The organism is Streptomyces sp. NPDC059989 (assembly GCF_042736975.1).
Taxonomy (GTDB): Bacteria; Actinomycetota; Actinomycetes; order Streptomycetales; family Streptomycetaceae; genus Streptomyces.
In genome coordinates this window covers 108,860-122,844 of the sequence record NZ_JBHWUO010000012.1, presented here as the reverse complement: position 1 = coordinate 122,844, position 13,985 = coordinate 108,860, and the positions used below count along the sequence as shown (strand labels likewise).

At 69.5% G+C, this 13,985-nt stretch carries 12 protein-coding genes; 7 read left to right on the top strand and 5 right to left on the bottom strand.

Annotation, left to right across the window (positions count from 1 at the left end):
* Positions 1–31 precede the first annotated feature (31 nt).
* The 6 genes from ACFWBN_RS13485 to ACFWBN_RS13460 all read left to right on the top strand — a co-directional run bounded on the left by ACFWBN_RS13485 (position 32) and on the right by ACFWBN_RS13460 (position 5,511).
* Complete coding sequence (locus tag ACFWBN_RS13485) at positions 32–439, top strand: ectoine synthase (RefSeq protein WP_385175451.1); 408 nt, start codon at positions 32–34, stop codon at positions 437–439.
* 38 nt (positions 440–477) lie between these two features.
* The gene (gene thpD, locus ACFWBN_RS13480) at positions 478–1,380 is read left to right on the top strand and encodes an ectoine hydroxylase (RefSeq protein WP_385175448.1); all 903 of its coding nucleotides are present in this window, start codon (positions 478–480) and stop codon (positions 1,378–1,380) included.
* A 205-nt stretch (positions 1,381–1,585) separates the two neighbouring features.
* Complete coding sequence (locus tag ACFWBN_RS13475) at positions 1,586–2,836, top strand: tetratricopeptide repeat protein (protein ID WP_385175445.1); 1,251 nt, start codon at positions 1,586–1,588, stop codon at positions 2,834–2,836.
* On the top strand, positions 2,833–3,891 hold the full coding sequence (locus ACFWBN_RS13470) for a tetratricopeptide repeat protein (RefSeq protein WP_385175442.1): 1,059 nt from the start codon (positions 2,833–2,835) through the stop codon (positions 3,889–3,891). Before ACFWBN_RS13475 ends, ACFWBN_RS13470 begins: the two co-directional genes overlap by 4 nt.
* Positions 3,891–4,961, top strand: coding sequence for a tetratricopeptide repeat protein (locus tag ACFWBN_RS13465; RefSeq protein WP_385175439.1), 1,071 nt, complete (start codon positions 3,891–3,893; stop codon positions 4,959–4,961). Before ACFWBN_RS13470 ends, ACFWBN_RS13465 begins: the two co-directional genes overlap by 1 nt.
* 142 nt (positions 4,962–5,103) lie before the next feature.
* Entirely contained in the window at positions 5,104–5,511 is a 408-nt protein-coding gene (locus ACFWBN_RS13460; protein WP_385175436.1) for an FKBP-type peptidyl-prolyl cis-trans isomerase, read from the top strand.
* A gap of 34 nt (positions 5,512–5,545) precedes the next feature.
* Here ACFWBN_RS13460 and ACFWBN_RS13455 read toward each other — a convergent pair whose 3' ends face one another.
* Both ACFWBN_RS13455 and ACFWBN_RS13450 read right to left on the bottom strand, forming a co-directional pair.
* Positions 5,546–6,802, bottom strand: a complete 1,257-nt coding sequence (locus ACFWBN_RS13455; protein WP_385175433.1) for an acyltransferase — start codon at positions 6,800–6,802, stop codon at positions 5,546–5,548.
* A gap of 2 nt (positions 6,803–6,804) precedes the next feature.
* Positions 6,805–8,892: a bifunctional polysaccharide deacetylase/glycosyltransferase family 2 protein gene (locus ACFWBN_RS13450; protein WP_385175622.1), complete on the bottom strand. Its 2,088-nt coding sequence runs from the start codon at positions 8,890–8,892 to the stop codon at positions 6,805–6,807.
* An 877-nt stretch (positions 8,893–9,769) separates the two neighbouring features.
* On the opposite strand from ACFWBN_RS13450, the gene ACFWBN_RS13445 reads away from it, so the two are divergent.
* Complete coding sequence (locus ACFWBN_RS13445; protein WP_385175431.1) at positions 9,770–10,714, top strand: glycoside hydrolase family 16 protein; 945 nt, start codon at positions 9,770–9,772, stop codon at positions 10,712–10,714.
* A 133-nt stretch (positions 10,715–10,847) separates the two neighbouring features.
* On the opposite strand, the gene ACFWBN_RS13440 is transcribed toward ACFWBN_RS13445, so the two are convergent.
* From ACFWBN_RS13440 to ACFWBN_RS13430, 3 genes are read right to left on the bottom strand one after another with little or no spacing between them, the layout of a single operon-like run.
* Complete coding sequence (locus ACFWBN_RS13440) at positions 10,848–11,819, bottom strand: aldo/keto reductase (protein WP_385175427.1); 972 nt, start codon at positions 11,817–11,819, stop codon at positions 10,848–10,850.
* Between the two features lie 53 nt (positions 11,820–11,872).
* Positions 11,873–12,727 carry an SDR family oxidoreductase gene (locus ACFWBN_RS13435; RefSeq protein ID WP_385175424.1) on the bottom strand — a complete coding sequence of 285 codons (855 nt, stop codon included), beginning with the start codon at positions 12,725–12,727 and terminating at the stop codon, positions 11,873–11,875.
* 57 nt (positions 12,728–12,784) lie between these two features.
* On the bottom strand, positions 12,785–13,861 hold the full coding sequence (locus ACFWBN_RS13430; RefSeq protein ID WP_385175421.1) for a ParB N-terminal domain-containing protein: 1,077 nt from the start codon (positions 13,859–13,861) through the stop codon (positions 12,785–12,787).
* Between the last annotated feature and the right edge of the window lie 124 nt (positions 13,862–13,985).

The window sequence follows — 13,985 nt, the reverse complement described above, 5'->3', positions numbered from 1 at the left end:
CACCCCGCCGCACACCACGAAGGGCACCACCATGATCGTCCGCTCGTTCCGGGACATCGAGGGAACCAACCGCCACGTCAGGGCGGCATCCGGCACCTGGGAGAGCAAGCGCATCGTCCTGGCCAAGGAACGCGTCGGCTTCTCCCTGCACGAGACCGTCCTGTACGCAGGCACCGAGACGTCCATGTGGTACGCGAACCACGTGGAGGCCGTGGTCTGCACGCAGGGGGAGGCCGAACTCACGGACGAGGAGACGGGCCGGACCTACACGATCACGCCGGGAACCATGTACCTCCTCGACGGCCACGAGCGGCACACCCTGCGCGTGAAGCACGAGTTCCGCTGCCTGTGCGTCTTCAACCCGCCCGTGACCGGCCGGGAGGACCACGACGAGAACGGCGTGTACCCGCTGCTCACCGAACCCGACCACCACAGCTGACGCACAGCAGCGCGCAGAGAGGAGAGGCAAGCACCACCATGACCCACGCATCCACCCGCACTGTGAACGACCTGTATCCGACCCGGGGCTCCGAGGAGGTGCTCACCGGCCGCACGGACCCCGTCGTCTGGTCCGAACCCGGCACGCCGGGCCCGATGTGGGCCCACGAGCTGGAGAGCTACGAGCGCGACGGCTTCCTGGCCGTCGACGAACTCATCACGCCCGACGAGGTGGACGTCTACCGGGCCGAGATGGACCGGCTGCTCCGTGACCCCTCGACGCTGGCCGACGACCGGTCCATCGTGGAGCCGGAGTCCCGGGAAGTACGCTCCGTCTTCGAAGTCCACCGGATCAGCGATGTGTTCGCGGCCCTGGCCGCAGATCCGCGCGTCGTGGGGCGCGCGCGACAGATCCTGGGTTCCGAGGTGTACGTCCACCAGTCCCGGATCAACGTCAAGCCCGGTTTCGGCGCCAGCGGCTTCTACTGGCACTCCGACTTCGAGACCTGGCACGCCGAGGACGGCCTGCCGCACATGCGCACGGTGTCGGTGTCCATCGCCCTGACGCCGAACCACACCACCAACGGCGGCCTGATGATCATGCCCGGCTCCCACCGGAGTTTCCTGGGCTGTGCGGGTGCGACGCCGAAGGACAACTACAAGAAGTCGCTCCAGATGCAGGATGCCGGCACGCCGTCGGACGAGGCACTGACCACATTCGCCTCGGCCTGCGGCATCAAGCTTTTCACCGGCAAGGCGGGCTCGGCCACCTGGTTCGACTGCAACGCGATGCACGGCTCTGGTGACAACATCACGCCCTACCCGCGCAGCAACGTGTTCCTCGTCTTCAACAGCGTCGAGAACCGCCCGGCGAAGCCCTTCGCCGCCCCGGTGCGCCGCCCCGGATACATCGCGTCGCAGGACTTCACCCCCGTCCGCTGACCCGCACGACCGACCCGTACGGGCCGGCCCGCCCAGGCACATGCCCTGCCGGGTCGGCCGGTCGCGTTCCGGATCGCGGCGAGGACGGCCGGGGTGGACGACAGCGTCGCCGCCTGCCGCCGCCGGACCAACGCGCTGCTCACGCCTGTCGATCTTGACCACACCCGGTGGAGGAGAGCCGCAGACCGCTTTCTAGGCTGACCCCATGTCCGACGAGTCACCTCTCATCCGTAGCCTGCGGGCCGCTGTCACCGCCGCTCCCGAAGACGTGCCCCTGCGGCTGCACTTCGCCGAACTGCTCCTCGCGGAGGGGAGGCACGACGAGGCCGTCGCACAAGCCGCGGTCGCGCTGCAGCACGCGCCGGGCGACGAAGCCGTACGGGGCCTGATGGTCCGCGCCATGCAACTGCCGACGGGCGGCACCCAGCCCCCCGCCTTCGACTGGTCTGCCGCCGAGCAGGAAGTCGCCGGCGTCGTCGGCCCCCGCTTCGCCGCCGACCCCGCCGACGCGGGCGACGCCACCGAGGCCCCCCTGACCGCGGACGGCAGCGGCGACCCGGCCGACGCGTCCGCCTGGGACATCGACGCCCCCGGCGACGTACGCCTCGCCGACGTCGGCGGCATGCAGCAGGTCAAGGACCGGCTCGAAGCCGCCTTCCTCGCCCCGATGCGCAACCCCGAACTCCGCAAGCTGTACGGCAAGTCGCTGCGCGGCGGCCTGCTCCTCTACGGCCCGCCCGGCTGCGGCAAGACGTTCATCGCGCGGGCCGTCGCCGGCGAACTCGGTGCCGGCTTCATGTCGGTCTCGCTCTCCGACATCCTCGACATGTACATCGGCACCTCGGAGAAGAACGTCCACGACATCTTCGAGGCCGCCCGCCGCCAGGCGCCCTGCGTGGTCTTCCTCGACGAGCTGGACGCGCTCGGCGCCAAGCGCTCGCGCATGCACCACAGCGGTCTGCGCAATGTCGTCAACCAGCTCCTCACCGAGCTCGACGGCATCAACGCCGCACAGAACGAGGGTGTCTTCGTGCTCGCCGCGACCAACGTCCCCTGGGACGTGGACCTCGCCCTGCGCCGCCCCGGCCGCCTGGACCGCACCCTGCTCGTGCTGCCGCCCGACGCCCCGGCCCGGGAGTCGATCCTCCGCTACCACCTGCGCGAGCGCCCCATCGAGTCCGTCGACCTCGGCAAGATCGTCAAGGTCACCGAGGACTTCTCGGGCGCCGATCTCGCCCATCTCTGCGAGAGCGCGGCCGAGTACGCGCTCCTGGACTCCGCCCGTTCCGGCACCGTCCGCATGATCGGCACCAGGGACCTGCTGAACGCGGCCAAGCAGATCAAGCCGTCCAGCGAATCCTGGTTCGCCTCGGCCCGCAACGTCGCCATGTTCGCCAACGACGGCGGCATCTACGACGACCTGGTCACCTACCTGAAGAAGAAGCGCAAGCTGTGACGACACACCCACAGGTCCAACGGGCCCGGATGCTCTACGAGATGATGCGCCCGGAGGAGGCGCGCGAAGCGGTCGGCCGCCGCCTCGCCGAGGACCCCGACGACCACCAGGCGTGGAGCCTGCTCGGCCAGTGCCAGCTGACCCTGGGCCGGTACTCCGAGGCCTTCGCCGCCGCGCTGGAGTCCCTGCGGCTCGAACCGGGCTTCCTCGACGCGCACTTCGTCCGCGGCTACGCCCTGCGCCACCTGGGCCGGCTCGAGGAGGCCGAGGCGGCGCAGCGCTTGGCGATCCGCATCGATCCGTATGCCTGGGGCCCCCGACGGCAGCTCGCCGAGCTGCTGTTGGAACTGGCCCCGGACCGCCCGGAGGAGGCGCTCGAGCACGCCGAGGTCGCGGTGCGGGAGGGACCGGAGGAGACCTACACGTGGGCGACCATGCACAAGGTCGCCACGTTCCACGAGCGGACGGAGCTGGCCGACGAGGCCATCCGGCAGATCCTCCGCGTCGACCCCACGCACACCCTCGCCGTCACCGTGTCCACCGAGCGCGAGGCCGCCAAGGCCGGCACCTCCGCCGCCCGGGCCGCCGAACTGTACGCGGGTGGGCTCGCGGCCGCACCGCACTCCGACGCGCTCCGCGAGGACCTCGACAGGGCCGTCTACCGGATGCTCCGCGGCACCCGATGGCTCGCCCTGCTCTGTCTGGTCATGGCCGCCGTCACCGTCGACGTCTTCCCCACCGGGGGCGAGGCGAAGGAGCTGCCCGCCCATCTCGGCACCCGGCTGTGGGCGCTGACCCTGATGGCCGTGGTGTGGGGCTTCGGCGCCTGGCGCCGCTACCGGCGGCTGCGGACCGGGGCACGGCTCACCGTGTTCGCGCTCGTGCGCCGCTCGTTCTGGCCCAGGGTCGTGATCGGCCAGGCCACCTGGGCCACCCTGTGCGCGCTGTTGCTCGTGGCCCTTCCGTGGAGCGAGCGCACCGTCCCTCAGATCCTGTTCTGGCTGGCACTCGTACCGAACCTGCTCAGCATCAGCCACGACCGGGACAAGGTCTGATGAGCCTGGCCCTGCAACAGGCCGACGCCCTCTTCGACCTGGGGCGCCACGAGCAGGCCGCCGCACTCGCCGCCCAGCACCTCGCCGGCGCCCCCGACGACGCCACCGCACTCGTGCTGCTCGCCCGCTGCCGGCACCGCCTCGGCGACGCACAGCAGGCGCTCACCACCGTCGAACACGCCCTGCGCGTCGCACCCGAGTCGGTGAGCGCCTGGCAGGTGCACGCCCACGTCCTGCTCTCCCTGAAGGAGTACAAGCAGGCCGAGGTCTCCGCCCGGCGCACCGTCGAACTCGCCCCGCAGCTCTGGGCGAGCCACTACACCCTCGGCCTCGTCCTCGACCGCGGCGGCCGCAGGAAGCGCAAGCGGGCCGCGGCCGAGTCGGCCCGCAGGGCCGTCGCCCTCGCCCCCGAGGAGAGCGACGCGCATTTCCTCGTCGGCCTGATCGCCCACCACACCCGCAACCACCGCGTCGCCCAGGAGGCCTACGAGACGGCGCTGCGCCTCAACCCGGAGCACAGCTCGGCCCACAACAACCTCTCGCTGCTCCACCTGCGCCGCCAATGGCTCCGTCCCGGCTCGTGGACCCGGGCCGCCGAGGGCTTCGTCCAGGCCGCCGCCCTCAACCTGGACGACCGCCACGCCCGCCACAACCTGGAGTACATGGCCTGGGGATCGCTCACGGGCTCCCGCTGGGTGGCCTTCGCCGGAACCGTCGCGGTGTCGTTGGGCACCGCCCACCTGCGTGCGGGTGCCGCCGGCACCGACGCCCTCCTCACCTATCTGGTGTGCGCGGCCGTGCTCGTCGGCGGCTGGGGAGGCTGGCTGCGGTGGCAGACCCGGAGGGTCCCGTCCCACCTGCGCCGTCCCCTCCTGCTGGTGTCGCGCAGGAGCCGGCCGGTCCTCGGGATGGCGTTCGCCATCGCACTGCTCGTCGTCCACTCGGCCCTGGCGCTGGTGCTGTGGCGCAGCGCCCTGTTCGCCGCGGCCGCGATTCCGCTGGGCTTCTCCGTGCTCGTCATGTCCGTGGCCAGCCATACCACCCTCCAGCAGCGCGCGCCGAAGCAGTAGGCACGCCAAGCGACCGCCCGTGGGGCCGCAGCCGGGCGGCGGGGGATCGGCGTTCTCGGTAGCGTGACCATCTGCCGCACGGGGTGTCCATGGGTCCGGCTGGTCCGTGCGGGGGCTTTCGACGGAGAGTGATGAGGCTGCAATGAGTGAACTGACGAAGCCCGAGGTCCACGTTCCGGAGGGTGACGCTCCTACCGAGCTGACCATCCGGGACCTGGTCGTCGGGGACGGCGCCGAGGTGAAGCCGGGCATGGTGGTCAGGGTCCACTATGTCGGGGTGACCTTCGAATCCGGGAAGGAGTTCGATGCCTCCTGGGACCGGGGCGAGCCGTACAAGTTCGCCCTGGGCAGTGGCAAGGTCATCAAGGGCTGGGACCGGGGGGTGAGGGGGATGAAGGTCGGCGGTCGGCGCGAGATCATCGTTCCCCCGCGTCTCGGCTACGGCAAACAGTCGCCCTCGCCGTTGATCCCGGCGGGCTCGACCCTGGTCTTCGTGGTGGACCTGCTCGACTCGTATTCCGGTACGGCCGGGTGGAGCAAAGCCCAGTGACCCCGGGTCGGCGAGGTGATCCGAAGGAAGCGCCCTAGTCGGCGGCCCGGCGCCTGCCCCGTTGGCGGCGCGGGTACGGGAAGAGCCGTGGCGAGCGCTTGGCGGCCAGGTCCTCGACCCAGCCGAAGGTCAGCACCAGCAGACCGAGCAGCGGGATCGCCACCAGCAGCGTGAACCATTGGCTGGCCAGCAGCCACTGGAAGTTCGCGTAGACGAAGGGGACGCTCCAGAGGGGGTCGATCAGCGGGATGGCGACCACCAGGGCGACCTGGTGCCAGAGGTAGACGCTGACGGCGCGTGCGTTGAGCAGGCCGACCAGACCGTTCCAGCGTTCCAGCGGCCTGGGCCACTGCTCCCAGGACGGGCTGACGTGGAGCAGGATGGCGACGAAGCCGAAGGACCACAGGGCCTGGGCGATCGGCCAGGACTCGATGTCGGTCGCCACGGTCGGATCGACCGGACGGGTCTGCAGGTACCAGAGGCCGACCACCATGATCAGCGGTGCGACGGAGGGCAGTACGTACTGCGGGATCTTCTTGAGCAGCCCCTCCTGGTGGGCCATGCCGAGGATCCAGCAGGAGCCGAACATGGTGAAGTCGTTGGCGGTCTCCCACACCCGGCCGTAGACGAACTCCTGGTCGACGAAGAACGCGTTCATGACGATCACCATCGCCAGGGGAGCGAACAGCGTCACCACGGGAAAGCGTCGAAGTGCCCGCAGCAACAGCGGCGAGAACAGGACGTACCAGAGGTAGGCCCGGAGGTACCAGAGCGGGACGATGATCTGCGCGGCCCAGGTGTGTTCCACCAGCTGGAAGCCGGACAGCTCCTCCGCGTACGGCGGGGTGCTCAGCGGCAGGATCCAGAAGGCCAGCTTGGCCCACCACCAGGTGGGGTGGCCCTCTGAGAGGGGGCCCCAGCCGGCGAGGATCTGGAGGGCGATCATGACGGCGCCGAACAGCCACATCGGCGGCAGCAGCCGGCGCAGTCGGCCGCGGATCACGCCGGGAGCGGGACGGCTGAGCGAGCGGGTCATCAGCGAGCCGGCCAGCGCGAACATCACGCCCATCGACGGGAAGACGAGGGGCAGCCAGAACCAGCCGAAGTTGTGGTAGAGCACCACGCGGCCCAGGGCCAGCGCGCGCAGCAGGTCGAGATAGCGGTCCCGGCCGCCCTTGCGCTGGGGCGATGCCTCCGGCTCGGGCTCCGGCTCCCGCTCCTGTCGCAGCACGGCGGGGACCCTCAACTGAATGGTGTCGTGGGTGCGCCCGAGGTCGATGGATGCACTCACGGTCAGGCCTCCACGGGTACGGCGACCTCGCCGGTGCGCCGGAGCTTCTGCCACCGCAGCCGGCCACCGGTCATCGCCGTGATCGCGGACTGCAGCAGGACGACGTACATCAGCTGCCGGTAGACCAGTTGCTGGATCGGCAGGCTGATCAGATGCCAGGGCTTCTCACGGTCGAGCCGGAAGGCGTACCAGGACAGCGCGGCCTGGAGCAGGATGAAGCCGCCCCAGCTGGTGAGGGTGATCGGGGCGTCCCCGAACAGCACGCCGTACAGCAGGAACAAGTCGACCAGCGGCGCCAGCAGCGGGGCGACTACGCCGAACAGCACGACGAGCGGCAGCCCGATCCGGCCGAAGCGCCCGGCCGGGCCGCGGGAGGTCACCGCGCCGCGGTGCTTCCACATCGCCTGCATGCTGCCGTAGCTCCAGCGGTACCGCTGGGACCAGAGCTGCTGGAGGCTGGCGGGAGCCTCGGTCCAGGCGCGGGCGCGCTCGGCGTAGACGATCCGCCAGCCGTCGCAGAGCACCGCGATGGTGATGTCGGTGTCCTCGGCGAGGGTGTCGTCGCTCATCCCGCCGACCCGCCGCAGGGCCTCCTTGCGGAAGGCGCCGACCGCGCCGGGGATGGTCGGGATGACGCCCAGCATGTCGTACATCCGGCGGTCCAGGTTGTGGCCGAGGACGTACTCGATGTGCTGCCAGGCGCCGATCAGGCTTTCGCGGTTGCCGACCTTGGCATTGCCCGCGACCGCGCCGATCGCCGGGTCGCCGAAGGGCTGGACCAGCTCGCGTACGGTGGACGGCTCGAAGACGGTGTCGCCGTCCATCATCACGATGACGTCGTGCGAGGCTGCCGCGATACCGGTGTTGAGGGCGCTGGACTTGCCGCCGTTGACCTGGCGGATCAGCCGGACGAACGGCAGGTCCATCTCCTCGACGATGTCCGCGGTGCCGTCCGTGGAGCCGTCGTCGATGACGATCACCTCGATCGGATGGTCGCCGGCCGCCAGGGAGTTGAGGGTGTTGGCTATGCACTCGCGCTCGTTGTAGGCCGGGACCAGTACGGTGACCGGCTCTGTGACCGGCGGTCCCCAGGCGTCCCGCCGCTTGGAGCGGCGGGCGTGAATCGGTGCGAGTACGAGCATCAGCCCGAACCGGCCGAAGTTGAGGAAGCCGACGAGGGCCAGCAGCGCGACCAGCACCGGCAGCGTGTGCACGGCGAACTGGGTGGCCCAGATGAATCCCTTGCCCGCCCACAGCTGGTAACCGTGCACCGGCACGGTGGCGCTGGAGGCGCCGAGTGCCTCGGAGACGGTGGTGAAGCGGTAGCCCTGGGCCTGCAGCCTGTCGATGATCTGTACGAGCGCGGTGATGGTCTGGGTACGGTCGCCACCCGCGTCGTGCAGCAGGATCAGCTCTCCCGCGCCGGGCCTGGACGGCATCGCCGCCTTGACGATCTCCTCGACCCCCGGACGCTTCCAGTCGTCGGTGTCGCGGTCGATGAACGCGGTGAGGTAGCCGCGCGCGCCCACGTACTTGATCACCGGGTAGTTCCAGTCGTCCAGCGCCGAGGCGTCGGAGGAGTACGGCGGGCGGAACAGCGCGCTGTGGACACCGGCGACGCCGGCCAGCGCCAGCTGCGTCTGCGCCAGCTCCCAGCTGATCCGCGCGTGGGACTGGTACACCAGATCGGGGTGGGTGAAGGTGTGCACGCCGAGTTCGTGGCCGCCCGCGACGATCTGCCGGATCAGCTCCGGGTTGCGCGTGGTCATCGCACCGGTCACGAAGAAGTCCGCACGGATGTTGCGGGCCGCGAGCACCTCCAGGATCTTCGGAGTCCACTCCGGCGAGGGACCGTCGTCGAAGCTCAGCACCACGGTGCGGTCCGGGATGTGATAGCTCACCGGGTGCTCGTTCTTGGTGCCCCGCGCGTCGATGATCGGGCCACCCTTGAGCAGGTTGGCCGGCACGGTCGTCTTGTCGACCGAGATCGCGATCCGGGAGTCGTGGAACGCCTCGTTGGTGGCGAGGCCGCGCAGGACGAGGAGCGCGAGCAGGCAGGCCAGCAGGGACAGCGGCATGAAGAAGCGCAGCGGCGGCGCGGCCAGTCGGCGCGGCCTGAGCAGGGACTGCCGGCGGCGCTGGTGGCGGGACAATGACGCTCCTGGAGATGGGTGGTGCGGACGATCAGGGGCGCTTGGTGGGTCGGCCCGAAGGCTTTGCCCCGCGCGGCGCGGTGGTCGTGGGCTTCGATGTGGGGGCCGCGGTCTTCGTGGTGGTGGCCGAGGTCTTCGCCCCGGGTGTCGCAGACCGCGTCGCCGTCCGAGGTGCGGACGACGAGGACAACGCGGACGAGGCGGACGACGGGCCGGGCGACAGCGACGGCACGGGTGAGGGCGACGGGGCGGGCGGCCGTGAGGGCTGCGCGGGTATGCCCATCGCCGGGGCGTCCGCCTGCACACCGATCAGGCTGCTGCCCATGGCGACCGCCAGGAGCGCGCCGACAACGGAGACCGGCCAGCCGAGGCCCCTCAGCAGACGACCGCGCAGGCCCGACTGGTCGACGAACACCGGTGCGAGGGCTTCAGGCTCCCCAAAACTTGACTCAGGCATGTCAGGCTCCGCCTGGTGCGCCGATCCGCGGTCGGTGGAAGTGGTAATTGGGCGCACCTTGCGAGGCCTTTCATTGCAGGGTACGTAGACCGCGGGATGGCAGGGCGAACGCTAGTGCACCGCCCTGAATCGAATTTGGCCTGATGTATCGATTTGGCGCGATCTGCTGAGGTGTTGTAATCGGATCGGAATGCAATTGGGCGTACCGACCAGTAGGCAAGACTGGATCCCGACCGCGCACGGGGTGGTAAAGCCGCACACTTCGTGTCGCTAGGATGCCCCCTCGTGTGATCAGTCATTTGATCCTCACGCAAAAGGGCGTGTCCAGGTACCGCCTAAACGCACCAAGGAGCCCCTGTGAGCCAGCCCCGCCGCACCTCTCGTCGCCGCGCGTGGACCGTGCTCACGCTGCCTGCCCTCCTGTGCGTACTCGCCGCGTGTTCCGGCGGCCCCGCACCCGGCGACGGTGCCGATGCCCCCGTCCCGATCGCCGCGCCGACCCCGTCCGGACCGCCGGGAACCCTGTTCGACAACTTCCACTACAGCGGCCCCGACGACCCCTCGCTCACCGCCAACGGCTGGGAGGTCCGCAACGGCGCGGGCAGCCCGGGGATCAAGGACACCTGGTCCAGCGCCGGCGCCGGCTTCCCCTCCGACACGACCGCCCAGGGCGGCCGGGTCCTGCAACTGCGGGCCTCCACCGACGGCACCAAGCAGGGCACCAGGCAGGTCGAGGTGCAGAGCACCGGCGCCGACGTCTTCACGGGGACCTACGCCGCTCGGATCCACCTCAGCGACAAGCCCACGAGCGGTCGCAACGGCGACCACGTCGTCCAGACCTTCTTCCCGATTTCCCCCTCGGACTCCTCGGCGAACTACAGCGAACTCGACCACGAGTACCTGCCCAACGGCGGCTGGGGTACGGCGGGTCCGCGGCTCGACACCGTCAGCTGGTACAAGGCCGATCCGCCGGACCGAGTCAGCCACACGTTCAAGCAGCGCCTTGAGGGTTGGCACATCATGATGATCACTGCCGTGAACGGAAAGGTCATCTACTCCCTGGACGGCAAAGAGCTGTTCACCAGCTCCGGCAAGTACGTACCGCGCGAGAAGATGGACATCCACTTCAGCAACTGGTTCATCGACCTTCCCTTCACCGGCGGTTCGCGCACATGGGACATGAAAGTCAACTGGGTCTACTACAAGGCCGGTGAGGCTGTTTCCCAGGCCGAGGTCCAGAAAACGGTGGACGGTTTCTACAGTGCCGGCACCAACCACATCAACACGGTGCCGAAGTCCTGACTCCGGTCCGGGGTTTGGCGGCCGCGCATCGTTTTTGCGATCGGCCGGCTGCCGCTCACCAAAAGACAAAAGCCCGGGTTCCGGGGCTCGTGCCGACGGCGCCACGGCACCCCGGTCTCCCAGGAGTTCCGGCTCACCAGGCGTACTCCTCCGGGGCCGGGCGGTAGCCCGGGAAGATCTCGTCCAGGCGGGTCAGCACCTTCGGCTCCAACGTCAGCTCCAGCGCGCGGACCGAGGTCCGCAGATGGTCGAGGGTGCGGGGGCCGACGACCGGGGCGGTGACCGCCGGCTGGGCGAGCAGCCAGGCGAGCGCGATGTCGCCGGGCTCGTGACCGATCTCCGCGGCCAGGTCCTCGTAGGCCTGGATCGCGTCGCGCTTGGCCGCGAGCGCCGCGGCGGCCCGGGCGACGGTCCGCCGGACGCCCTCGCGCTCCTTGCGCAGCACACCGCCGAGCAGCCCGCTGTGCAGGGGTGACCAGGGCATCAGGCCGATGCCGTACCTCTGCACGGCCGGGATGACCTCGAGTTCGAGCTTGCGCTCCAGGAGGTTGTAGAGCGATTGCTCACTGGCCAGGCCGAGGAAGTTCCGCGCCCTGGCTGTCTCCTGGGCCTGGGCCAGGTGCCAGCCCGCGAAGTTGCTGGAGCCGACGTAGACGATCTTGCCCTGGGCGACCAGGACCTCCATGGCCTGCCAGATCTCTTCCCACGGAGTGTCCCGGTCCACGTGGTGCATCTGGTACAGGTCTATGTGGTCGGTCTGCAGGCGCTTCAGGCTGGCGTCCACGGCGCGGCGGATGTGGAGGGCCGAGAGCCTCCCCTCGTTGGGCCCGTCACCCATGTCCATGTACAGCTTGGTCGCGATCACCGTCCTCTCCCGACGGCCGCCGCCCTGCGCCAGCCAGTTGCCGATGATGGTCTCGGTCAGTCCCCGTTGCGCCGGCCAGCCATAGATGTCGGCGGTGTCGAAGAGGTTGATCCCCAACTCCGAGGCGGTGTCCATGATGCGGTGGGCGTCGGCCTCCTCGGTGTGCACGCCGAAGTTCATGGTTCCGAGGCAGAGACGCGAAACGGTCAGGCCGGTACGGCCCAGGCGGGTGAACTCCATGGCCGCCACCCTGTGACATCCGCTCCGTCCTGTCCATGGACGGCCGGCACGCGTCAGGCGAAGTCCGCGGCGTGGTCGGCGGCCCACTCGTCGACGGAGCGGGCCCGCTTGCCGGTGAGCTCCTCCACGGTCGTCAGCACGGGCAGCGCGCAGGACGGGTCCGCCGCCGTCTCGGACCACTCCCGCAGCAGGTCCCCGACGATGCCGGGCCGCAGGAACCTCCCCGTGGACTCGCGCCACTGATCGGCGGTCAGCTCCTCGAAGCGGATCTCCCGCCCGATCGCGCCGCTGATCGCCGCGACCTGTTCCGTCTGCGAGACGGCCGCCGGCCCGGTCAGGGTGTAGCGCGCACCGTGATGGCCGTCCTCTGTCAGGGCCAGGGCTCCGACGGCCGCGATGTCGGCCTCGTGGATCAGCGGGCACGTGGCTGCCGGGTAGGGCGCCCGGACCACGCTCTCGGCGCGGACGGAGGGCGCCCACCACAGCATGTTCGTCTGGAACGGTGCGGGCCGCAGGATCGTCCATCGCGGCACGCCGCTGTTCTCCAGTGCGGCCTCGGCGGCCCGGTAGCGGGGGTAGACCCACGACCCGAGGTCACGGTCCGTGTGGCCCGCCGCCCAGGCTCCGGTGAAGAGGACGATCCGCTGGACACCGACCCGCTTCGCCAAGGCGACGAAGTCCGGGATGGCCTCCAGGACGGGGAAGAGGAAGGCGCTCTCGACCCCGTCCAGGGCCGCGGTCAGGCTCTCCGGAACGGTCAGGTCCCCTTCGACCACCGTGACCTCGGGCGGGAGCCCGGCCTTATCCGGTTGCCTGCTCAGGGCGCGTACGTCCTTTCCCGCCGCGAGCAGGTTGTCCACCACATGCCGGCCGATTTTTCCGGTCGCACCGGATAACAGGATTGTCATGCTCCGATCATAGAGCCGACACGTGCTCGAATTCCGGCCACTCGGATCGCGAGCGCATCAGACGGCCCGTTGCCCCTGTGACGACCGGCGCCATTCCGCTGCGGCAGTTCCGGCCACACCCTTCAAGTCGCCGACCGACCGGGCCCGTTCGTCCATCTGCTGCGCGGCGTTGCGCCAGCCCTCGGCAAGCTCGCGGGAAACAGCAGCGACAGTGGGCACCCAATGGGGCGGGATGTTCTCGACCAGCTGTCTCCACTGCTCCGTGGTGAGCGAATTGAAATCGAGCAACCGCAGCAGGAGACGCCCCTGGTCGGTGAACCTGACCGCCGGATCCCGCTTCAGGTTCACCAGAGCCTCACCCACCGAGGGGGAGCCGCCGGCCCTGTCGCGGATCGCAGTGGCGCCCCGCTGCCCATCGGGCTGCTCCTGCGGCTTCGGCGCGAGCGGGTTCTCGCTCCGCCGGACCGCGGCCCTGACGTCCCGGGCGGTCGCCAGGGACACACCCGCACCAGCGGCGATCTCCCGCAGGGTCGCGCCGGGGTGCTCGACGACGTAGTCGCGGGCGAGCCGGCGGGCCTCCGTGAGGTCCACCGCCCGGGAGCGCCCGTCCCGGCCCACGCGCGCGTTCAACTGAGGAATGGCCTCACCTGAACGCTTGCGGATCGCGCCCACGGTCTTGGGCGAGAGCCCTGCGGCGGCGGCGATCATCCGGTCCGACCACTGGGGGTGCGAGTGGATGATGCGTGTTGCCGCGGCATTTCGCTCGGCCCGGGTCAGCAGCAATCCGTGACGGGCATTTTGCTTTACGGCGAGGAGGAATGCCTCCTTCTCGCTGCCGTCGAAGAACTGGACATCGATCTCGTCCTGGCCTCTGAGCGCGGCCGCTCTCCATCTATGCGTTCCGTCGACGATACGCATTGTGGAACGGTGTACGATGACCGGAGGCAGCGAGACATTCGACTGTGCGAGGGTCTCTATGTGATCGGCGCTCTCGCCTTCCAATCGTGGCGAGTCACCGGCTTGAATTGATCGAATCGGAACGCGAACAACCGCAATTCTGCCGACTTGAGCATCCCACAGCTCAGCAGATACGCACTGCTCCTCAAAGTCGAGGGCTCCCCCGGTTTTACCCATTCCTAACAACCTCTCTTCGTGAGATAGGCGATAAATCGCCATGTGAAGTCAGGCGCGTTGAACGATCGAGGCCGATTTCGGCCGAGGTCACTGACGGTGCGCATCGCACACGCAGAGGTATCCG